Source organism: Enterocloster bolteae, from assembly GCF_002234575.2.
In the GTDB taxonomy this organism is placed as follows: Bacteria; Bacillota; Clostridia; order Lachnospirales; family Lachnospiraceae; genus Enterocloster; species Enterocloster bolteae.
In genome coordinates this window covers 423,776-444,549 of record NZ_CP022464.2, presented here as the reverse complement: position 1 = coordinate 444,549, position 20,774 = coordinate 423,776, and the positions used below count along the sequence as shown (strand labels likewise).

Below are 20,774 nucleotides of genomic sequence, written 5' to 3'. Positions count from 1 at the left end.
ATTATTCCCTCTTGCCCACGACTTCGATGATACGTGCCCCGAATCGGTCCCCGGTTACCAGCACATCCCCTCTGCCAATCAGTTCTCCGTTCACAACCACATCAGCCGGTGAACCTGCCTGCTTGTCCAGTACCAACAGCTGACCCTCCTTAAGGGAAAGTATATCCTTTACACTGCAAACCGTACTGCCAAGCCTGACTGATACATCCAGCGTTATGTCCAGCAGCTTCTTTTTTTCTTCCCCTATCTGTTCTTTGGCATACACGATAGGTGTGTACTTAAATTCCGGAAAGGACACCTCCTGAACGGCAATGGCCTCCTTGTGTTCTGCCGTCTGCATCCCCGCTGCCGGCATCCCCGGGGTCTGCCCCCCTGTCTCCTGACAGGGCATGTCCGCCATATCCGAAATACCCAGCACCTGTTTTAGTGCCTGGGCGGCAACAATATATGCATCTGACTCCACCACCCCGTCAATAACATAGTGCAGCCCCATTAAAAGCACGGAATCCTCCGCATTCCAGCTGCGAATAATATCCTGTATCCTCTCTGTGTTGTCAAATGCCGATATCCTGGTTATTGTGTCCCTCATATCCCTTCCCAGGAAGTCATTGAGTTCATCCATGGCAGCGCCCACACATTGGGAAGCAACTTCCTTCAAGGTGCTGAGGGCAATCTCATCCAGGGGGCTCTGGGCATCCACCGGCACACCCATGATATAGTTGGTAAGCCTTATCATGTCCTCCTTGGCAAAGATGTACAGCTGGTCCGCCGACATGCCCCCCACAGCTTTTCTGCTCTCTATGGCCACATTAAAGTGGGGCAGGCCCTCTGCCAGCGAACCCATGTCTGTCTCCTCCACCTTTGACACCGACATCTTCACGCTTCTGCCCAGCAGGGAGCCTAATATATTGCATATAGGAACCGCTTCCATCTCCGTCAGCTCCTTTATGGCTTCTTTGTCCATTGATAACATGCCTTTTCCTCCCGGCTACAATTCTCTGCTGATTTCCACTGCCTTGCGCATCTTTGTCTGACCCGCCCTGGCCTCAAAACAGGCCACATCCTCCACATAGAGGGATACGGCGCTGTCCACCTTTTTGTTGAGGGGAATCACATCCCCCGGAGCAAGCTGCAGTATATCCTGGGCATCCAGGGTAAATTCGTGAAGTATGGCCCTCAGCTCAACCTCCGATTCCAACAGGTGCTGTTCAATATAGTGCCGTTTGGATTTCTGTTTGTCCTCATCCTGTTTCTTATGGCTGACCGCAAAGGAATAGCCGAACTTGGAAGTGAGCTCCTCCACATTGGGGGCCGGCATCACCATGTTAATTCTGGCTCTCAGTTTCTCAATCACCACCTCCAGCTCCACCTGGATAACCACATCTTCCTGGGCGCTCATCTGAAGCAGGTGGGGGTTGGTCTGAAGCCCTGTCAGGGATGCTTCGATGTCCAGGTACTGTCCCCAAGCTTCCCCTAAAAACTCAGTGATTTTTTTCAGGACATACTGTAAAATAGCCTTCTCAATATCCGTAAAGTCCCTGGATAAATCATACTCTGACCCGACTCCGCCCAAAAGACGTTCAATCATAAAAAACGCCAGCCTGGTATCCACTTCCATGGTCAGAGGCGCCTCATTATAATCTTTATTTGCAGGACTCATGGTAATCATGCCAAAAAGGGAATGATCCTGCACAGAACTGCTGAATTCCTGGTAACGCTTCTCCACTATACCATTAATATTAATCTCGCAAAACGACTGGAGAAGACCTGTGAGATACGGCGCAAGGGCACGGGCGAAGCTGTCATACAGATTCTCCACCGTGCTCATGCGCTCCTTTGTAAATTTCTTTGGTGATTTAAAATCGTAACTCTTAATCACTGGCTGTTCCTTCCTGCATCATAGTCTCATCCCCCGGCATGGTCACCGGAAACAGGGGATCCATTGTCTCCATTCCCTGGACCGTATCCGGCGGTTTATATCCGGTTCCGAGAATAATCATATCCACCCGCCGGTTCTGTTCGCGGCCTTCCCTGGTAGTATTATCCGCAATAGGATAATATTTTCCGTAACCGCGGCATATCAGCTTTTTTGGGGGGATTCCCACCTGTTCCTCCAGGTAAATGGCCACATTATCCGCCCTTTCTGAGGACAGGAGTCTGTCGTTAATCAGGGAATTGGCTGCCTGGGCCGTGTGTCCGTTTATGTAAATGGCCAGGATATTGTCCTGCTTTTCCTTCAGCATGATTCCAACCGCGTCCAGCATGGATTTGCTGGCATCCGTAAGATTTGCGTTGTCAGGCGCAAACAGTAAATCATTCTTAAAACGGATGTACACCGCGTTCTCACTGTTGGTGACAACCGCGTCCAGATTCTCCGAATCAAAATATGTCTGTATATCCCTGGCCATATCAGCCATTTCCCTGGCCGATGCCTGGTACTGCTGCTGTGTCTGCTGCAGCGGCGCCTCCGCGTCTTCCGGCGCCTGGGCGCCTTCCCCTACAACAGGATATTTCAAATCGGAAGGCACGTCCTCAATTTCGGTCTTTGCCTCGATTCCCAGCTGCCTCTGCATGGCAGACGCAACCTCCTCCAGTTTGGTCAGGTTTACATTTGAAATACTGTATAATAATACGAAAAAGGTCAGGACAAGGGTTATCATATCCGCGTAGGTATTTAACCACTCCTGGCCTCCTTCTTCATCCTTCTGCCTTTTCATTTATTTACCAATCTCCAGTGCTTTTAGAGCCATGCTTTTTGCAACATTAAGGGCCGTGACATTCGCCTCATAGGCGCGGGAGGCAGCCATCAGATCCACCATCTCCTCCGCACTGTTCACATTGGGCATCATCACATACCCATCCTCATCCGCATCCGGATGGTCCGGATCATAGACCGGCACCGAAGGATTCTGGCTCTCCACCACTTCCTCCACAAATACGCCGCCATTCTCCGCCTTTGTCATGGCCTTTCCCAGCTCGCTCTTAAAGTTCAGTGTATTTTCCCTGAACACAACCTGCTTCCTCTTGTAGGGACCTCCCTCTGCCGTCCTGGTGGTGTTCTGGTTTGCCAGGTTCTGCATGATGATATCCGTGCGGAACCGCTCTGCTGTGAGAGCGGAACCCGTTATATTAAGAGAATCCAAATACCCCATATCTGTCTCCTTTATTTGCCCGTGTTATTAATTACATACCGCAGCGTGGACAGCTTGCCTGACACACGCCCTGTGAGAGCCGAATACTGGGTATAGGCCTTCCACAGCTCCAGTTCTTCCTTTTCCACCTGGACATTATTGCCGTCCGGCCTGGCCTGGGTGTTTCCGTCCTCTTCCACCACTGGTTTGGATATACGCTCTGTTCCCTGGGCTGTCTCGTAAAGAACATCCCGAAATTCCACCTTCTTCGCCTTATATCCCGGCGTCTCCACGTTTGCAATGTTGTGGCTGGCAATCTGCTGCTTCAGCCACATGCCATCCATCCCTCTTTCCAGAGCTCCCAAAGCCCTGTCATCAAATAACGGCATGTTCCGCCTCCTTGTCTCTCATCAGCCTGTGTGGCCTATACGTACCTGTTTATCCGCCTGGGCAAATGCCTCTTTCAGTTCCTCTATCATGGGAAGAATCTCGTTCACCGTCTCCGGGTTCTTCCTCACATTGGCCTGTATGATCTGGTAATTAAAATACTCATAGAGAGAAGACAATCCCTTGGAAACCGGATACTGGGGATCCAGTGTGGATGCCAGATGGCTGATAATAGCCTGAGCCTTCTTAAAATGGGTATTGGTTGCTTCGCAGTCCCCTGCCTCCAGCCCCGCAAGACCTTTGTTCAGACGGTTGATTGTCTCATCGAACAGAAGGTTAATCATATCTCCCTGGGTCATGGTCATTATGGACTGCTGTTTATATTTTGCATATGGATTCTGCATAGTGATTACTCCTTCATCATGATGAGAACTGCTGGGTAAGCCAGGAACTCTGGCTGTTCATATTCGATATGGCCTGTTCCATGGCATTAAACTGATTCCAGTACCGTGTCTTTTCCAGCTGATACTTGGTATTCAGATTGGAAAGCGTCTCTGAAATGTGCTTCATCTCCTCATAGAGGGTGTTGCTGGTAGTAAGAACATCCTTTGTTCCCGCATAGCGCACCATGGTGCCGGGGCTTCCGCTGCTGACATTGGCTGCGTCCTTAAGGGCATTCTGCATGCCGGTTCCCAGCCCCTGGTCCCTGTCTGTAAACAGCTTGCATATGGCATCAGGGTTGGTGGCGGCCATGGATTTAAGAACATCCTCGTCAATGACCAGCTTGCCGTTATCCCTCCAGTTATCGGATGTCTCAATGCCGATATCATAAAGGGACAGCCCTGCGCCCTCCACACTGCTGTAAAGAACCATTCTCATATCGCCCAGAAAGCTGGTAATGTTGGCGTCATTGTGGAGAAGGCCCTCCTTGGATTTTTCCTCCCAGAGTTCAATCTCCTTGTCGCTCATTTCCTTCTTCTGTTCATCGGTGAGAGGCGCGTATTTCTTATAATTTGCAGTCTCTTTCAGATGTTCATTCAGTTCTTCCACAAGCGCGTTGTAATCTTCTACAAAACTCTTTAAACTGTCTACTATTTTATCAGTATCCCGGGATGTAGTCAAGCGTATTGGGGTGCCTGTATCATGGTATTCCGAGGTTAATTCCATGGTAATTCCATCCAGTTCAAAGGTGTTTGAATTACGCTCAATGACAGTGCCGTCTACTGTGAGGCGGGCGTTCTGGCCGGCGGTTACCTGGGCTGTCATCTGCGACGAAAATGTCATGCCGTCCTGCCCGAACAGACTGTTCATAAGGGCTTTGCCCTCTGTATCAGTTCCCTCTATGTTAAATCCCTTTGATGTTCCCTGAATCTGGATTTTACCATCCGTCGTATAGCTTACTGACACTCCGGCTCCGACTATGCCCTGAATTTCCGCTGCTAAGTCTGCAAAGTTTTTAGGAATGCTTAAATTATTAACATCAATAACCTCTGTGGTCCCATCCTCCAGAGTTAACTTTAAATTTCCTTTTAATATTCTTGTATCAGTAACTGCATTGGAGGTTACTGTTTTAATGTTAGGAACATTCTGTATTGATTTCTTTCCAAACATTATTTCTACGGGATTCTTTTTTATTATGCTGCCATCCGCATCGGTTATATCGCCTTCCACGCCCTCAATTTTTACATTCCCGGTTAGCCCTGTTATATTAAAACGGCCGTCCTTATATTCTACCTTAGGGTTCCCGCCTACGGCATTGGTTATGGCCGTCTGAAGCCTGACAGCCACCTTTTCCAATGTTGTATTGCCAGTAATGTAAACTTCAGTTCCATTGACCTTTATTTTACCAGCCATACCTGCAGCATCCCATGTGGTGTCTTTACCGAGTACATTCGTCTGGTTTTCAGCAAAGCCAAACGCATCTGCTCCGCCGTCATTTACATTAGCTGTCGTAAACAGAATACTATGCTCAGAAGAATTCACTGCCACGAAACTATTTCCTGCAATGTCAGGGTCATCCTCCAGTGAAAAGTTCACCTTCCCGCTGCCAAACTCCCTGGAAAGATTGGAATTAATGGCGTCAATAACAGCCTGCGCGTTCTTATAATTCCCTACGCCGTTTTTTCCTTCCAACTTTACCGTGTAATCTTCTCCATCTACCTGGAATGTAAGGGACTGGTCCCTTCCACTATTAAGATTCTCTACAATGGTATTAAAATCCACGGAATTATCACTGGTAATATTCTGGGAAAACAGCGATGACTGCACACCCGTTGCCTCCACGCCGAACATGGTGGTCAGCAGATTCCCGTAAGTCTGGGACATAGTTATATTGGATATCTCTCCGGTTGAGGATGATTCCATAATAAATTTATCAGCCGCCGAGGAATAGGATACCCTTACCCCTGCGTCGCTGCTGTTGATGGCACTGATTACATCACTGAGCGTGGAATCCCCGGTCAGTCCTTTTATGGTCACGCCGTTTATCTGGAACTCATATCTGTTTCCCTCAAGAGGCGTGGCAAAGTTCATATTTTTCAAGGATGTGCCATAGTCCAGTTTATTGGAAAAACCGCCCGAAAATCCCATGTGCTTAATTGTATCCCGGTTGTCCCCCGCTGATTCTATGATAACCCTTCTGGAAGAGTCTACCGCCTCACTGGTTTCCTTACCATTTTCATTCAGCTTTACCAGCTTCATGACCTTAATGCTGCTGCCGTCCTCAGCCGTGCTGTCCGTTAGGCTCATACCCACCGATGTACCAAAATTACGGTATAATGCCTGGTTAATATTATCAATGGTATCCTGTTCTGTTGCACCCTTTGTAAACGTTATGGTCCTGTTGACCCCATCCAGCGTTATGGAAAAAGAGTTTTCTCCCTCTGCCAATGCATTAAGATCCGCCTCCTGTCCCTTTGGCTCACCGGTCACGTTGCCTGATGATTTTACCGAACAAGCTGTTGCCAGCTGCTGTATCTCGCTTATATTCATGGAGCTGACCGCATTGGATGAGACAGAGCTTATCTTAATGGCACCGGAACTGCTGATTCCGGTCATTGTCTTAAACAGGCTCTGGCTCATGAGATTGGTATCGCCCGAACCATAATAAGAAAAATATTTATCACTAAAGGTATTGATTTTTGTTATCAGGTCCCTGTAAATATCCTGTTTCCATTCAAGCTGCTGCTTTAATCCTGACTGCTTATCTATTTTGGTCTGGGTACCCATCAGAAGACTCTTGACAATACTCTCCGTATCCATGCCGGAAGCAAGACCTGATACGTAATTCTTATTGCCGTTGCCGCTGACTGTATTGATTGATGACATTGTTTGTCCCCCTATCTGCGTTTATCATAGAGCACCCCTTTGCTCCCCTGTCCCATCTGTTTCAGATATCCGGTAAATTTACCGTTTACATTATTCTTTTTTATCTTTTCCTGGAGCTGTTCCTGAATCACTGCCATCTTTCCCGGTATTCCGTCTTCCAGCTCCCGGATTCTGGTCATGATGGCAAATACCTCCTGCCCGACCCGGAATACTGCCTGCTCAGCCTCAGTAAGGCCGGCATAATCGCACTGATTTTTCCCAATATGAAAACAGCGCGCGCCGTAAGCCGATGCTTCCCCGATAGCGGCAATCCTCCGGTCCAGTCCGTTTATCTTATCTATAAGGGCCTGCCGTGCCTGTACTGCATCCACGATATCGTCCACCGCGTCCAGGTCATCCGTATCCAGTCTCAGGGTCTCCTGCTCATACTGTCCGAACAGAATGGCCTTTTCCCTGAGCAGCATCCTCATCTGCTCAAGCACTTCCATTTTTCTCCTCCCTAACTTCCTTTTCATCCTCCTGGGCAAGAGCTTTCAGGTTTCTGGAGAGCTGGAACACCTTAAGCAGATCCACCTTATCCGATGCTTCCTTGTTATTCTCCATGGTAAGATACAGCTCCGTGCGGCATATCTTCATATCGCCGGGCGCTGAAATGCCCAGACGCACCTTGTCGCCTTTAATCTCGGACACAAATATCTCAATATCATCGCCAATTTTAATTGATTCGCCTTTTTTCCTGGATAAAATCAGCATAGGCCGTCCCTCTCTCCCTGGCTGAATATGGACTGCCGTATGGGATAATCCTGGTCCAGTATTACCTGGACAGCCAGATTCGTCTTATGATTAATGATGATAGGGCTTTTCAGGTTTACTGTAGAATTGCGGAACGTCTCTCCGATGACCATGAGAACCCAGCAGTCCAAATCATCCTCAGGAACCGCCTGCAGCAGGATTAATATATCCTGCATCACAACTGGAGCATAATCACGTTTTACTTCCAGAGGATTCAGCATGATAAAGCATATGTCCTTCTGCTCAATGGATTGCAGCCAGCAGATTCCATTTCCCATGTTGGAATCATTTACAAGTACAAACTGCGTATATTCTTCAAATCCGAATATGGGCTGTTTAAATGTTATAATATTTCTTTCTTCTATCTCAAGGATTCCAAAATCCCGCGTCTCTATCTTCAAGCATATCCCCCTATCTCATCCCTGGCCCTGGTGTCATTCATACCGCCTGTTACTGCGGCCCTTCATTTCCGGCCGGATTGGCGCTGGGCGGTACGTATATGGGATCTCCCATATATTCTATTTCTACTTTGGGATACTGTTCCACATTTACGCTGAGCTCGCCCGGCACATACCTGGCCGCCGGCTCCTGCACCTGAGGATCAAACGCAAGCTGGGCAGGCGCAAAGTCAATGGACAGATCAGCGGGCTCCCAGGAAATATCCGGACCTACTGACGGAATAAAGGCAATCCCCGTGACCACATTGGTCTGGGCCATCATCTGATTCTTTATAATGCCGGATACCGTCACCCCGTCCTGAATCTGCATCATCTGGTTGCCCACCCTGGAATACTGGGCAGTGGCATCCGATGCAGCCTTAAGGCCTGCGCTGGCAGCATCCTTCATAAGCCCTCTGGCGGTCTTGAACCCCAGACTGTCCCTGGAACGGGACGTATCAATATCCACCTTGATATGATCTGATTTCATGTTCAGCTTCCCCGGATTGCGGATGATTCCCACCTCAGGGTCCGGCAGCCTGCTCTCAAGCCTGGCGCGCTGGGAGGTCATGGACAGCTTAATGGGGGTAGATGTGATTTTTAGGACGTTCATCCTCAGACACCTCTTTTCAACTTATTTCATAAAGTCAAATATGGACGGCGGTATGATGCTGGATCCCAGCTGAAGGGTAATCATCCAGGCTGTCTCACATGATTTGTTGTTAATAGCCTCCGTCTCAATCTTAACCGACTCCAGGTCTGTCTGGCTCTTCTGTAAATTAATAAGTCCTGTCTCCAGACGGTCCTCTGTGCGGTCCAGAAGTTTTTCTCTTGTTCCTAGCTCAGATGTGGCAATGGAAATATTGCTCTGCTTCTTCTTAAGCTGCGACAGGGTATCCATTGCCCCCTCCTTATCGCCGCCCCTTAACTGCTCCTCCACCTTGCCTATGAGGCTGTAGAGATTGTTGGGAAGCCCGTTCTCGTCCTTTCCGTATCCCAGCACATCCACGCCTGATGTGGAAATCTTAATTCCTGTCTTTGCCGTGTTGGTTCCCGACGCGTATGTACCGAATCCGATATCCAGATAAACCGGCTTATTCTCGTCAAAATACGTGTCCGGATCGTTCTTATCATAGGCATCCACCGGCTTGCCGTTAAACAGCAGATTTCCGTCCCCATCCACGGTGAACGGAGCTTCGCTGTTGGACGAACCGGAAAACAGGAATTTGTCCCCATACTTGGCGTTCATGGTCTGCAGAATCTCCTCCTTAAGACCGCCCAGCTCCTCCGCAATGGCATCCATGGAATCCTGGCTGCTGGCGCCGCCTGCCTTGGTGGCCTTTTCGTATACTGTTTCAAGTATGGAGTTCAGGGTAACAATGTTGGAATCCGCTGTATCCAGCTCTCCCCTTGCGTTCTTCACCACGCTGATATGTTCCTCAGACCTGGCAATCTGGTCCCTGATGGCAAAGGCCTTTGACGCTGTTGCCGGGTCCTCCGATACATGATTATACTGACGCTTGGACGACAGCTTCAGGTTGGAGGACGCCAAATCAGATATATTCCTCTGGAGATTCCTGTTATAGGTAGATGTCATCATATTTTCCGTGATTCTCATATGCTCCTCCTTAACGCCCTACTATGCCCATCTTGTTGATAATCATATCCAGCTGCTCGTCCATGGTGGTCATAAGCCTTCCCAGAGCCTGATAGGCCTTGTTGTATGTCATCATGCTGATTCCTTCTTCATTCAGGGAAACGCCGGACACGCCCATACGCTCCGAATCAGCGCTTTCCGCAATAGCCAGGGAAGCACTCATCCTGGCGCTGTTTGTCTTGATTCCGCTTCCCAGTGTATTGGTGACGCTGGTAATAAATTCGCTGAATGTACCCGTGTATTCCCCTCCAAAATTAAAATCCTGCTCAAACGCCGCCTTCATATCCAGTATATCCTGATTGTCCAGCTCTCCGTCCGGATTCTGTTTGCGGATTATATAGGACACGTCATCGGCCCACTGGTCACTGATGCTGATATTTCCCGCTGTAACCTTGCCGTCAACACCGCCCTGGAGAAGAAACTTGTACTTATCAGGGAAATCAGGGTCATCCGCATGAATTTTATTGTTAAACACATCTGCCAGGGTCTGGGCAAAATTGTCCATCTTATTCTGGTAGTAAGGTATTCCCGCATTGATTGGGTCAGCACCAGTCAGCATATCCGTAAATCCTCTGATGGCCCCTGCTCCCAGATTGGCATTCTGGTTGTTGCTGTTCCAAGTCAGAGTAACGCCGTCGCTGCCTATGTTAAGCTTATCATTGGTGTAGGAAGCCCCCGAAGCGTCCACCACCACTTTCCCATTAATTTTAACCTGAATCTTTCCGTCCTCCAGGTCCGTCACCTGCACATCGCCGTACCGCGACAAATCATCCAGTATAACATTTCTCTGGTCCAGAAGGTCATTGGGCCCATAGTTGACCCCATCATAATCGTTGTTGCTGAATATCTCATGGGCAATGGAGCTGTTCAGTTCAGACAGCTGGTCCAATTTTGTGTTGATATCCTCAACAGCCACCGACAGGTCATTTTTAGTCTGTTCCATCAGGGTCTTTAAATTGGCGTCATACTCATTGAGGACCTGGGTCACACCCTTAAATGCGTTCATGACTATATTGGCATTGGTCTCCTGATAAGGGGACTGGCTGAAATCCGCCAGTGCCTGGGATAAGGTGGTCAATGCTGCCTTGATACCGGTTCCCTCTACCTCCGGATCGCTGATGATTCCCTCTATCTGGTCCATAATGGCTGCCTTCTGGTCGTAATACCCCACATCGCCGTACTGCTGCCTGAACTTGGCATCCAGGTACGGATTGCGGATCTGTGCCACTCCCCTGGCATCCACACCCTGCCCGGCCAGGGGGATGGAACTGTAGTTATACTGGCTGCTTCCATAGGTATGGACACTCACTGTATCCAGACGCTGCCTGGTATACCCTTTTGTTTTGGAATTGCTTATATTATTGCCTACAATATCAATGGCCTTCTGATTAACCTGAATTCCTCTTTTGGCTGTCTCCAGCCCCATAAATGTCGGTCTCACTTTACCACTCTCCTATGTCAGCCTCTGTCAGGCCTTTTTCTCCAGTTTACTGCCCTTGCTGAACGCGGGACGCCCGTAGATGCCGGTGGGATTTCCCACATACCGGGAGTCAATTCCCATCTGTTCCAGCTCCGACTTGGCTAACGCCTCCGCCTTCTGGTTGTAATACTGTATATTGCCAATGGCTCCGTCCATTCTGCGGTACAGGTCCATAAGTTCCTTTCTCTGCTCCGGGCCTGCATCCTCAGCAATCTGCTTTAAGGTCCTGCCCTCAATCCCATAGGAGACAAACAGCTTCCGGCGCCTCTGCTCCATGTTCTCCAGCTTCTTATCCATGGCCTCCTGCATCATGATGGTCTGCTCAACCTTATCCAGTTCCCTGGTCATCAGAAGTCCCAGCTTTTCAATCTGCTTTTGTTCCATGGCCTCCAGTGTTTCTGCATATTCTCCCAAAAAATCAATGATTTCTTCCAATATTTTCCCCTCCTACAGACCGCTCATAAGGCGCCTGGCAATCTGCTCTGCCGGCACCTGGTATGTCCCCTCCTGCACCTGCTGCTTTATGGCGGCAATCCGATCAGCCGGAGCCCCTTCTTCCATGGACCTTGACAGTGCGGCTGAAAATGAGGATGCACCGCTCATTTTCACACCCTCGCTGCTGATGCAGATAGCGTCTCCTCTAGCCTTACCGGCTGCCTGTACGGGAGCGGAAAGGCTTTTTTCCGTATGTTTTGCATTGCTTACTGCCTTCTGATAGGCTGCGTAATTTCTTGATACCTTTATATCCATATGTCCGGCTTCCTTTCCTTACATGCTCTTTGTATGGTGGTCCTGATAAGTGGTTGTGATATTTCTATAGTACTTATCGTACATGGCGGATAAAACTTTACAGTGTGCCAGGGAATTTTTTTTATTTTTTTAATATGATTGCGGCAGGTTTGCCGGGTTAGACAGGGGTGTGGACGGAAGGGGGAAGGGGGAAGGACGTGGTCGGGTCCGGATTATCCAGTAACCGGTCAAGAGACAGGTGGGGTGACAGCAGGCAGGGTGACAGATGGGAGAAATAATTTCAGGGTTAATAAAAACCGCTAACAAGCAGAATCCTGGGATTTTGCCTGTTAACGGCCCATGGTATTTATTTAATTGGCTTCCTATAATTGGCACCATCCAATGTGTATGATCCAATCCCTATCAGTGCCAGGGTGCCTTTTTCACAACCAGGATAGCCTGAACCAGAGCCCCGGTTACCTCGGAACCATTTTCCAGCTCCGCCTTCCTGCGCTTTTCCTGTTCCCCTTCCTTCATCACCACATACCGCGGTTTCAGACGGTTCAGGGCCAGCGCCGCTATGTCCTTCTTACACTTATCACATTTACAGCAGTTAAACCGGTCCAGGGTGGATTCCAGCTTATTGATCACCAGTTCCTCCATAAGGTTTACCAATACCATATTATTTTCTTCCTTAAAAGGAAATGTTACCGGGCTGCGCTTAAGGGTCTTTGCCATGGCAGCAGCCGAAGGCGCTGATAAGGCCGGCATACCCATGGCGCCTTCGCCTCCATTTACACGGTCATAAAGCGCGGTATCTGATTGCCCTGCGCCTGAATTTCCGGTATCTGCCTGCGCCGTCTTTGCATCTCTTTTTGAGGCAGACGGCATAATCTTGCGGTACATTATTTCCTTGTCAATCTCTGTCCTGCTCTTAGACATCTGCCTTAAGCCCCCTTTGAATCAATTCCTGTATCAGCTTCTTATAATCCTGCACCGCATTGCACTCAGGCGCATACTCCAGCACGGAGCGCTGAAGGGACTGGGCTTCCCGAAGCGCAACGCTGTCCCGGATAAATGTGTCCAGAACCGGAACATCCAAATCCTCTGCCACCATGCGCAGGGCGCCTTCCACTTCTTTGCTGAAATTTGTCCTGGGGTTGTGCTTGGTGAGAAATACCCCCAGTATCTGGATCCGGGGATTACAGTAATTCCTGACACGGCATATGGTTTCATCCAACTGGGTTATCCCCTGAAGACTGAATATATCGGAAAGCATGGGCACCAGGACGTAATCAGACGCAGTAAACGCGTTCACGGTCAGCACTCCCAGGGCCGGCGGAGAATCAATGAGAATATAATCATAGGAACTTTTTAGTGATTCCAGCGCCTCCTTCAAAAGAAACTCCCTGCGCGCGCCGGTAAACTCCAGCTCAATGCCGCTGAGAAGGATATTAGAGGGAATGATATCCACCAGGGCTGATTTCTGAACCGCATACCTGGGCTTTAACTCCCCCTTTAACACATCGTATATGGTGGCGCTCTCAGTGTCCGCCCCCATGGCGAAGCTCAGATTACCCTGCGGATCCATATCCACCGCAAGGACTTTATAACCCTTTTCCTTCAGGGCTGTTGACAGCACATAGGCTGACGTGGTTTTCCCAACACCGCCCTTCTGATTGGACAACACAATTGTTAACGACATGGCTACTCCCCCAGGGACCTAATATTTCTCTCACATTATGATATATTATAGCAAGAAATGCCGAAACAGACAATTGTATTTTATTGTATACCCCCATAGCAGGGCTCAAAAAGGCGCTGCTTCATGACTGTGCTGCCACAGCCTTTTTGCAGCGCCTTTTTTATATTATCTGTTTATTGTTTGAAGATATTACACTGTTAACCTGCCCGATTACTGTAATTACTGTAATAACTGTAATACGGACTGTGGCTGCTGATTCGCCTGTGCAAGCATGGCCTGTGCAGACTGAACCAGAACGCTGTTCTTGGTGTAGTTCATCATTTCCTTAGCCATATCTACGTCGCGGATACGGGACTCTGCGGAAGTGATGTTCTCAGTGGTAACACCCAGGTTATTGATGGTATGCTCCAGACGGTTCTGGATAGCGCCCAGTTTGCCGCGGCTGGTGGATACGGTGTTGATGGCGGTTTTGATTTTGCTCATGGCTGCGGAAGCGCCTTCTCTGGTGCTGATGTTAACGCTGTTTAAATCGAGAGCGTTTACGTGCATATCGGCAATGCTTAATTCCAGCTGGTTATAGGAATCATTAGTGTCGCCAATCTGGAGCTTCATGCCACCGCCAGCTGCAAGGCCAGTACCTGCCTTACCATTTTCGCCCAATTTAAGAACATTAGCCGCAACCCCCGACTTAGCACCAGAAATTTCTGTACCCGTTTTGGAACCTTCAAAATCCATTCTTATATCTGAGCCAGCATCTGATAACATTTTATTAATTTCGGTAGCTGTATAAGACTTTGTACCCGTCAAATTTAGTGCTACATTTCCATCTACATCGACAATTGCACCAATTGTACCTGCAGTTTTCGTTGTTAAAGTATGGGTATTCGCTCCTGCTTTAGTAGAAGAAATTGATATACCACTAGCACCTGTGTCTGCGGAAGTTGCCTGCACAGCTTTAGCTGTTACTAATGTAGCGGTACCATCTATAGTGGTTTTAGCATTAATGTTTATATCTCCATCCAATTCAATTTTGATATTCTTTGCAGTTTCTGGAGTACCCGTGGCAGAAGCTAAAGCTTGGTTAATCTGTTCCTGAGTAATTTTATCATTAGCATTAGCACCTGTAATGGTAACGGTTAACTTTCCTCCTAGCCACTCAGCCTTAACCCCAGTTGCAGTTCCAACTGCCGTCTTAAAATCTACGCTGGTATTCTCTCCAGCACCTGAAATAGTTGCATTAAATGCATCTACTTTACCTGCTGTCAAATCCACTTTTCCACTCACGCCAGTTGTTCCAACTCCCATTGTGCCATCCAATAACTTTATCCCATTAAAATCAGTACCATCAGCAATACGGTTAATCTCATCCTTCAAAGCAGAAACTTCATCCTGCAATGCCTTACGGTCAACATCATCCGTATAAGTGCCATTGGCGGACTTGGTAGCCAGCTCAGTCATACGGTTTAACATGGAATGAACTTCCTGTAATCCGCCCTCTGCTGTCTGTACCAGGGAGATAGCGTCCTGGGAGTTGTCGGTAGCTGCTTCCAGGCCTTTAATCTGTGCTCTCATCTTCTCAGAAATAGCCAGTCCTGCGGCGTCATCACCTGCTCGGTTGATTCTAAAACCCGATGATAACTTCTCCAGAGACTTTGATACTGCGCTGTTGTTTACGCCCAACTGCCTGTTGGAATTAAGTGCCATAATATTGTGCTGAATCCTCATACTAATTACCTCCATGTAATTGTTTTATACCGGGACTTCCCTGTCCCTCTTATTTTCTTGTTCTTCCAATGAGCGACGGGCCCTGTCGGACACTGGACCGAGTTTCCGAAACATTCCATCTCTTCCGCTCTGTAATATTTATCGTACGCCCCTCCCATTTTGTTCACCAAAAAAGTGCACAAAAATCACAATTAATTTTCGTGCACTTTAACCATATAAACTCTGTTCAATATAAAACTCTTCCAGGGACAGCTCATTATCCTTCATATAGTTTGCCGCTTCCACCCCTACATAGCGGTAATGCCAGGGCTCATACTGGATTCCGGTAATATCCGTCTTATTCTCCCCATACCGCATGACAAAACCGTAATCCTGGGCATGTTCCACCAGCCATTTACTCTCCGGTGTATCCTCAAAGGCCCTTTCCAGCTTGTGGTATCTTCTGGTATAGAAGTCCACTGCCAATCCCAGGCAGTGCTCTCCTGAACCGGGAATGGATATGGTCTGTCTGGCCAGATTGTAGGACTCCTCCTTGGTATGTCCGGCCTTCACAAAGGACAAGACCTTCCTGTTAAACAGTTTTTCCTGCTTGTCCAGCGTCCTGTAGCCGGAGCACACTATCGGAGACAATCCCTGGTCCTTCATATCGCCAATCATAGTCATCAGCGGCTCATAGATTCTCTTATCCACTGACTGCTCCGTACCGGGAATGGCTTCCAGTTCCACCTCATAGTCTTCCGGCACAGGATACTCTGCGTTGGTAAGTATCAGACACCACATATCCTCCGGCAGAATTTTAAGACCTCCATCTGCGTCCATCTCGCCTCGTTCTTTGTAAACCCGCGCTCCCGGCAACCCTTCTGGCTGTTCCTGTACCGGTTCCTTCGGCTGTCCCCCTGTCTGTCCTCCCACTACTTCCTCCGGCATCCCTCCCGGCCATCCTTCCGCCAGTTCCTTCACCTGTCCCCCCGGCCCTTCCGCCGCCGTCTCCGCCCGCAGCGCCTCCAACTCCCGCTCCTTCTGGACCGTCCTGTGGGCCGATATATAAAACAGGGTCAGGATCAGCAGGAAGGTGTAGATTGCCACCCGCCGGTTCCTGACCACACGCTGGTCCCTGGGTCTCCTCTGAGCCATAATACGCGTTTCCTCCTAACAATCCCTTCTCTCATCTCTCTGACCTACCGTATTCTCCGCAGCTGATCCCCCTGCCGTCTGAGAATATACCGGTACAGCAGGTCCTCCTGCTTTGTGGCCATTTCCACGAATTCGCAGCCATAGCCATAGCCCCCCTCCGGGCGATCCACCCGGCGGCGTATTTCACATATAAACAGCATGGAATCCCCCATGGCCGGTATGACGATATTGAAACGGTCATTGACCTTGAATTCCTCCCTGGTGCAGAACATCAGGCCTCCCAGGCTGATATCCACCAGACGCACCTTCAGGCCGTTGTAATCCTCTGACTCCTCCCCCATGTCCAGGGTGCCATTTCCACGTATGCAGTTATAAATGATTCCCTCGTCCCTGGTACTGATCCGGAAATACTCCCGGCGCTCGTCATTGGTGGCCTCGCTTAATTCCACGATCCGGACCAGCTTGGGAGAGGACAGGTATACCCGGCCCATGAGCACCTTAAATCCAAGCTGTGTGTTGTATATCTCCAGCTTAATAAGCAAATTGTACGGAATTCCCGGCAGCTCATTGCGGGAACTGCCCACATCTATGAAGTTTTTGCCTATACGATGCAGTACCCCCATACTGATCAGGTCGTTGTTCTTAGCCTTTATGACGCAGGACGAACCTACATACCCGTCCAGCAAATCAACCATCTTCCACACCCCCTGTTATCATACTGTCTGTTGACTGTCATCCTTGCTGTGTCTGGATACCAGGTTCCGGCGTAGGCGGCCGGGCTGGCTGGCTTCCTCTTTATGTCCGGCAGATGCGGATTCTGAACGGCTTTTTTCCACTCCCCGTATCTGGGCGGAGGTTTCAATGAGCTTGCAGTAAATGGCTGCAACCACCTCGTACAGCTCCACCGGTATATTGCTACCCACATCCAGCATACACAGCAGGGATGCCGCGCTGTCGTCCTTGAACACCGGAATCCCCTTTTTTTCCGCAATATCAATGATGTGTTCCGCAACCGTTCCATACCCCGAAGCAATCACCACCGGGGATGTGTCCTCATCTACATTGTATCTTAAAGCAACCGCTTTATTTTTCTTATATTTTGACATCTACACCCGTCCTTTTAAACGGCAGATTTTTGAATACTTCCATCAGGGAACGCACATGGTCCATGCGCTCCACCTCTATGCCTGACGCCCTGTATCCGTGTTCCTCCATGATATTGCGGAACTCCGGAACCAGGCTTTCAAATATTCCTATATAGGATTCCGGACAATACAGATGGAATCCCAGTTCCTTTCCCGCCATCATAAACTCCGCTTCCATCTGACCCACCCCCGGCACATCAAAGGTTATGAGCACATGGACATGACCGCCCTCCCTGCTTCCCGGCTCCCCATTCCTGCCTTCGTCCTTGGGATCTATCCACAGTTCGGAAAATGCCTTCATTCCCTGGTAATCCACAGGTATCACAAAGTGCAGGAGGGGCGTGTAGTTGCATGGGGATGACAAAAGACTTGTGATAATTTTCTCTATCTTTTCCCCGTTCAGGCTGTTCATGGGAGTCTCCCTGTCCTGTTTGGCAATGATTTTAGCCAGGGTGTCCATGATGCGGGAACGGTTCATCTGGCGCTCTGGCTCCCTGAAACCGGCGATGTATTCCTTCACCAGTTCCCTGATATGGGCCTTTTCCTCCCTGTCGTTCACATGGATCAGAAGATTCATAAGGGCTTCCTGGAGAAAGGCGTCATTGTCCTGATAGCGGGACATATTGTACAGTATGTTGGGAATGACCCTGGCAGCCTGGGGCGTATAAAGCACGCTCTCCTCCAGCTCCTTTAGAGCCTGCTGCACCTGGGGCTTCAGTTCCTCGAATTCCAGGCTCCCCCGGCTCTCCCTGACACGGGCCGCAAGCTGTGAAAACATACCTGACAAATTCCTGCTGCCTGTCAGCTGCTCAGACAGGTATTCCAGGCTGTTGGCCACAGAGTCCAGCACATCCTGCCTGGATATGCTGGCGTTCACCGCCTTTAAAAGCTCAGCTGTCTCCATACGCAAATCCGGCGTTTTTTCCAGAATTCCCCTCAGCAAATCAAAGAGCTCCCCTTTGAACAGGGTGGACGCGTACTCCTGGTCTACCAGTTCGTCCACGATATGGTCCGGGTCAATGAGAAGGGCGTCAAAGAGCTGGCGGATTTCCTGGGTCACCGTATTGTTGTTCACAGGAAGCAGATTGATGATTTCCTCCAGCATATAAATATTTTTCAGATAGTTGACGGTCACGGCCGGGTCCTTTAACAGGTTCATAAGGGTGGCTGCCCCGGCCTCTCCCTCCAGCACATTGTGATGGCCCAAAAGACCGCTGCCCGACGGGTTCTTTGTAATATGCCTTATCTCCTGCATATCAAAGGGAACCGACGGGTCCTTTAACGCCTTATCCGGCTGTATGATGTTTTTGTTGATAACCGGAGAGGTCACCCGCAGGATATCTGCCATTACCGAATTCCTTTCTTGATTTCCCCGTCAAGATAATAGAAGGTGCAACTATCCTCCTTCTTGGAAATGCTCATCTTACAATCCCCGATATTAATAACGGTTCCGGGGTATACCTCCCTGGCCGTAAGCCTGGACTTGCCCACCTCCCTCAGTTTCCTGGAAAGCTCAGCTCCCTGCTGCTTCAGTTTCTTTTCCTTCAGCGAATTAATGGGGGCCTCCAGCTTTAACTTGGATAACCGTTCCCGCTGGGATGGAGTGATGGTCCCTTCCTTCAGCTTACCGCTCAGATAAGAAATATCTTTGTTCAGCTCCGTCAGCTTTCTGGAGAGCAGTATCATCTCCTTGCCCACTGCCTCCATCTCATCCATAAGCTGGGGCGTCAGGCCCAGGGTCACAGAGGTGGCGATATGGCTGGGCGCTCCCACTGCCTTCACATTCATGCAATTATATACAGAACAGCTTCCGCCGATAAACGCCCCTCTTTTTCCAATTAATGTCAAATCGTGGCCACAGGACACCTCCGAGTTGATGATATATTCTGCCTGGATATTATTTCTGGAAAAGATATTGCAGTCCTCCAGAAACTTGGCCGTGATATCGCCCTCCGCCTCAAGCACGCCGGTTCTCATGCCCCGCATGCCCTTGTGCAGCAGAATATCTCCCCCCGCGCTGAGCCGGGCGCCCTCCACGATTCCCATAACCGTAATATCGCCCTTTGCTTTGACGCTGTATCCCTCCAGAACATCCCCGTGAATCACCACGCTGCCTGTGAAGTTGATGTTTCCCACGGAATTGTCCACATTGCCGGACACGGTAAATACATTCTCCACATGGAAACGGCCGGACCGGAAGGTCAGATTGCCCTCGCAGGCTGCCAGCAGCCTATCCCTGTCTTCAGAATAAACAATGTTCCTGCCCTGGGGAACGGGCGGCATGGTTCCCTTCTTCCCCCGCACAGGCTGGCCAAACACGTCCATACCGTCTCCGGGTTCCGTGGGAAGTGTAATATCGCAGACAACATCACCTTTTTTTACATTATGTATCAGATTGGTGCTTTTAAAGTCGATTCCGCCGTTTCCCTTGGAAGCGTACTTAATCTGGGCCTTCCTGGGGTAATAGTCTTTAATATGGCCGTCCTCCCCGTTCCTGGCAGGCTCGCCCGCAGCTATCATAACCATCTGCATATACTGCTGCCCGCTGACAACCCAGCTTATCTTCTTCTGGTCTATGCCAAAACAGATCCCCTTCTGCTCCAGCACATCATACACCATTTCCTCCGTTATATCACTTCCGCCTCCGGATGGTCCGTAAACCATCATGGACACCGACATCCTGTCATCCGAGACAAGAACCTCCACCCAGGCATCCCGGGTAACTTCTTCTTTCTTTATGCCGTCCTTCTGTGCGCCGCTGCCTTCATAAGCACCGCTGTCCCCGGAAACGGACCGGTCCTCATCATATGACTCCGACTCCTGCGTGGCGCTTTCCGGATGCTCCTGCCCCAGAAGCTCGCGCTCCATCTGCTGGCGCCGCCTCTGTTCGGTTTCATTCCAGTCCTCCACTGTTTCCACCCTGTTGTCATGGTTTCTGTCCGCATGTTCCGTCTCGTCCGCTCTGTCATAGGGCTGCCCCTGGGGCCGTGATTTTTTATCCTGTTCCCGTTCCGGGCTTTCTTTGCCGTCCTCTTCCCGGGGTATCTCATCCTGCCCCTCATCCAGGAACTTGGAAAACAAGCTGTAAATCAGACTCTTTTCGTTCATGGGCATCTCCCCTTTCA

Annotated in this window: 23 protein-coding genes; all 23 read right to left on the bottom strand. The window is 49.5% G+C overall.

Features of this window, described 5'->3' with window-relative positions; genetic code table 11:
• Position 1 precedes the first annotated feature (1 nt).
• Positions 2–973 carry a FliM/FliN family flagellar motor switch protein gene (locus tag CGC65_RS02190; protein WP_002566253.1) on the bottom strand — a complete coding sequence of 324 codons (972 nt, stop codon included), beginning with the start codon at positions 971–973 and terminating at the stop codon, positions 2–4.
• 15 nt (positions 974–988) lie between these two features.
• Positions 989–1,879 carry a flagellar motor switch protein FliM gene (locus CGC65_RS02185; RefSeq protein ID WP_002566254.1) on the bottom strand — a complete coding sequence of 297 codons (891 nt, stop codon included), beginning with the start codon at positions 1,877–1,879 and terminating at the stop codon, positions 989–991.
• A complete protein-coding gene (locus tag CGC65_RS02180) occupies positions 1,872–2,717 on the bottom strand; it encodes an OmpA/MotB family protein (protein ID WP_002566255.1) in 846 nt (281 codons plus the stop codon). The genes CGC65_RS02185 and CGC65_RS02180 overlap by 8 nt, the downstream gene beginning before the upstream one ends.
• Positions 2,718–3,152 (bottom strand): flagellar basal body rod protein FlgC, encoded by a 435-nt coding sequence (flgC, locus tag CGC65_RS02175; RefSeq protein ID WP_002566256.1) that lies wholly within the window; start codon positions 3,150–3,152, stop codon positions 2,718–2,720.
• A gap of 11 nt (positions 3,153–3,163) precedes the next feature.
• Entirely contained in the window at positions 3,164–3,520 is a 357-nt protein-coding gene (gene flgB / locus CGC65_RS02170; RefSeq protein WP_002566257.1) for a flagellar basal body rod protein FlgB, read from the bottom strand.
• 21 nt (positions 3,521–3,541) lie between these two features.
• Positions 3,542–3,922: a flagellar export chaperone FliS gene (gene fliS / locus CGC65_RS02165; protein WP_002566258.1), complete on the bottom strand. Its 381-nt coding sequence runs from the start codon at positions 3,920–3,922 to the stop codon at positions 3,542–3,544.
• A gap of 16 nt (positions 3,923–3,938) precedes the next feature.
• Positions 3,939–6,845: a flagellar filament capping protein FliD gene (gene fliD, locus CGC65_RS02160; RefSeq protein ID WP_002566259.1), complete on the bottom strand. Its 2,907-nt coding sequence runs from the start codon at positions 6,843–6,845 to the stop codon at positions 3,939–3,941.
• Positions 6,846–6,856: 11 nt separating this feature from the next.
• Positions 6,857–7,333, bottom strand: coding sequence for a hypothetical protein (locus CGC65_RS02155; protein ID WP_002566260.1), 477 nt, complete (start codon positions 7,331–7,333; stop codon positions 6,857–6,859).
• Entirely contained in the window at positions 7,320–7,598 is a 279-nt protein-coding gene (gene csrA, locus CGC65_RS02150; RefSeq protein WP_002566261.1) for a carbon storage regulator CsrA, read from the bottom strand. The genes CGC65_RS02155 and csrA overlap by 14 nt, the downstream gene beginning before the upstream one ends.
• On the bottom strand, positions 7,592–8,038 hold the full coding sequence (gene fliW / locus CGC65_RS02145; RefSeq protein WP_002566262.1) for a flagellar assembly protein FliW: 447 nt from the start codon (positions 8,036–8,038) through the stop codon (positions 7,592–7,594). Before fliW ends, csrA begins: the two co-directional genes overlap by 7 nt.
• 49 nt (positions 8,039–8,087) lie before the next feature.
• Positions 8,088–8,687 carry a DUF6470 family protein gene (locus tag CGC65_RS02140; protein WP_002566263.1) on the bottom strand — a complete coding sequence of 200 codons (600 nt, stop codon included), beginning with the start codon at positions 8,685–8,687 and terminating at the stop codon, positions 8,088–8,090.
• Between the two features lie 21 nt (positions 8,688–8,708).
• The gene (locus CGC65_RS02135) at positions 8,709–9,692 is read right to left on the bottom strand and encodes a flagellin N-terminal helical domain-containing protein (protein ID WP_002566264.1); all 984 of its coding nucleotides are present in this window, start codon (positions 9,690–9,692) and stop codon (positions 8,709–8,711) included.
• A gap of 10 nt (positions 9,693–9,702) precedes the next feature.
• Positions 9,703–11,172, bottom strand: coding sequence for a flagellar hook-associated protein FlgK (gene flgK / locus CGC65_RS02130; RefSeq protein WP_002566265.1), 1,470 nt, complete (start codon positions 11,170–11,172; stop codon positions 9,703–9,705).
• A gap of 27 nt (positions 11,173–11,199) precedes the next feature.
• Positions 11,200–11,646 carry a flagellar export chaperone FlgN gene (gene flgN / locus CGC65_RS02125; protein WP_002566266.1) on the bottom strand — a complete coding sequence of 149 codons (447 nt, stop codon included), beginning with the start codon at positions 11,644–11,646 and terminating at the stop codon, positions 11,200–11,202.
• Positions 11,647–11,658: 12 nt separating this feature from the next.
• Complete coding sequence (gene flgM, locus CGC65_RS02120; protein ID WP_002566267.1) at positions 11,659–11,961, bottom strand: flagellar biosynthesis anti-sigma factor FlgM; 303 nt, start codon at positions 11,959–11,961, stop codon at positions 11,659–11,661.
• Positions 11,962–12,363: 402 nt separating this feature from the next.
• Positions 12,364–12,882 carry a late competence development ComFB family protein gene (locus CGC65_RS02115; RefSeq protein ID WP_002566268.1) on the bottom strand — a complete coding sequence of 173 codons (519 nt, stop codon included), beginning with the start codon at positions 12,880–12,882 and terminating at the stop codon, positions 12,364–12,366.
• On the bottom strand, positions 12,875–13,645 hold the full coding sequence (locus tag CGC65_RS02110; RefSeq protein ID WP_002566269.1) for a ParA family protein: 771 nt from the start codon (positions 13,643–13,645) through the stop codon (positions 12,875–12,877). Before CGC65_RS02110 ends, CGC65_RS02115 begins: the two co-directional genes overlap by 8 nt.
• A 219-nt stretch (positions 13,646–13,864) precedes the next feature.
• Complete coding sequence (locus CGC65_RS02105; RefSeq protein WP_002566270.1) at positions 13,865–15,370, bottom strand: flagellin N-terminal helical domain-containing protein; 1,506 nt, start codon at positions 15,368–15,370, stop codon at positions 13,865–13,867.
• Positions 15,371–15,577: 207 nt separating this feature from the next.
• Entirely contained in the window at positions 15,578–16,504 is a 927-nt protein-coding gene (locus tag CGC65_RS02100) for a M15 family metallopeptidase (protein WP_002566271.1), read from the bottom strand.
• A 44-nt stretch (positions 16,505–16,548) separates the two neighbouring features.
• On the bottom strand, positions 16,549–17,199 hold the full coding sequence (locus CGC65_RS02095; protein WP_002566272.1) for a flagellar brake protein: 651 nt from the start codon (positions 17,197–17,199) through the stop codon (positions 16,549–16,551).
• An 18-nt stretch (positions 17,200–17,217) separates the two neighbouring features.
• Positions 17,218–17,610: an EscU/YscU/HrcU family type III secretion system export apparatus switch protein gene (locus CGC65_RS02090; protein WP_002566273.1), complete on the bottom strand. Its 393-nt coding sequence runs from the start codon at positions 17,608–17,610 to the stop codon at positions 17,218–17,220.
• Positions 17,597–18,997, bottom strand: coding sequence for a hypothetical protein (locus CGC65_RS02085; protein ID WP_002566274.1), 1,401 nt, complete (start codon positions 18,995–18,997; stop codon positions 17,597–17,599). The genes CGC65_RS02090 and CGC65_RS02085 overlap by 14 nt, the downstream gene beginning before the upstream one ends.
• Positions 18,997–20,757, bottom strand: coding sequence for a DUF342 domain-containing protein (locus CGC65_RS02080; protein ID WP_039896755.1), 1,761 nt, complete (start codon positions 20,755–20,757; stop codon positions 18,997–18,999). Before CGC65_RS02080 ends, CGC65_RS02085 begins: the two co-directional genes overlap by 1 nt.
• Positions 20,758–20,774 lie beyond the last annotated feature (17 nt).

Excerpts from the sequence above, each read along its gene's own strand:
- CGC65_RS02190 (WP_002566253.1), bottom strand. The coding sequence starts at position 973 with ATGTTATCAATGGACAAAGAAGCCATAAAGGAGCTGACGGAGATGGAA.
- CGC65_RS02180 (WP_002566255.1), bottom strand. The coding sequence starts at position 2,717 with ATGAAAAGGCAGAAGGATGAAGAAGGAGGCCAGGAGTGGTTAAATACC.
- flgC (WP_002566256.1), bottom strand. The coding sequence starts at position 3,152 with ATGGGGTATTTGGATTCTCTTAATATAACGGGTTCCGCTCTCACAGCA.
- flgB (WP_002566257.1), bottom strand. The coding sequence starts at position 3,520 with ATGCCGTTATTTGATGACAGGGCTTTGGGAGCTCTGGAAAGAGGGATG.
- fliS (WP_002566258.1), bottom strand. The coding sequence starts at position 3,922 with ATGCAGAATCCATATGCAAAATATAAACAGCAGTCCATAATGACCATG.
- fliD (WP_002566259.1), bottom strand. The coding sequence starts at position 6,845 with ATGTCATCAATCAATACAGTCAGCGGCAACGGCAATAAGAATTACGTA.
- CGC65_RS02155 (WP_002566260.1), bottom strand. The coding sequence starts at position 7,333 with ATGGAAGTGCTTGAGCAGATGAGGATGCTGCTCAGGGAAAAGGCCATT.
- csrA (WP_002566261.1), bottom strand. The coding sequence starts at position 7,598 with ATGCTGATTTTATCCAGGAAAAAAGGCGAATCAATTAAAATTGGCGAT.
- CGC65_RS02140 (WP_002566263.1), bottom strand. The coding sequence starts at position 8,687 with ATGAACGTCCTAAAAATCACATCTACCCCCATTAAGCTGTCCATGACC.
- CGC65_RS02135 (WP_002566264.1), bottom strand. The coding sequence starts at position 9,692 with ATGAGAATCACGGAAAATATGATGACATCTACCTATAACAGGAATCTC.
- flgM (WP_002566267.1), bottom strand. The coding sequence starts at position 11,961 with ATGGATATAAAGGTATCAAGAAATTACGCAGCCTATCAGAAGGCAGTA.
- CGC65_RS02115 (WP_002566268.1), bottom strand. The coding sequence starts at position 12,882 with ATGTCTAAGAGCAGGACAGAGATTGACAAGGAAATAATGTACCGCAAG.
- CGC65_RS02110 (WP_002566269.1), bottom strand. The coding sequence starts at position 13,645 with ATGTCGTTAACAATTGTGTTGTCCAATCAGAAGGGCGGTGTTGGGAAA.
- CGC65_RS02105 (WP_002566270.1), bottom strand. The coding sequence starts at position 15,370 with ATGAGGATTCAGCACAATATTATGGCACTTAATTCCAACAGGCAGTTG.
- CGC65_RS02100 (WP_002566271.1), bottom strand. The coding sequence starts at position 16,504 with ATGGCTCAGAGGAGACCCAGGGACCAGCGTGTGGTCAGGAACCGGCGG.
- CGC65_RS02095 (WP_002566272.1), bottom strand. The coding sequence starts at position 17,199 with ATGGTTGATTTGCTGGACGGGTATGTAGGTTCGTCCTGCGTCATAAAG.
- CGC65_RS02090 (WP_002566273.1), bottom strand. The coding sequence starts at position 17,610 with ATGTCAAAATATAAGAAAAATAAAGCGGTTGCTTTAAGATACAATGTA.
- CGC65_RS02085 (WP_002566274.1), bottom strand. The coding sequence starts at position 18,997 with ATGGCAGATATCCTGCGGGTGACCTCTCCGGTTATCAACAAAAACATC.
- CGC65_RS02080 (WP_039896755.1), bottom strand. The coding sequence starts at position 20,757 with ATGAACGAAAAGAGTCTGATTTACAGCTTGTTTTCCAAGTTCCTGGAT.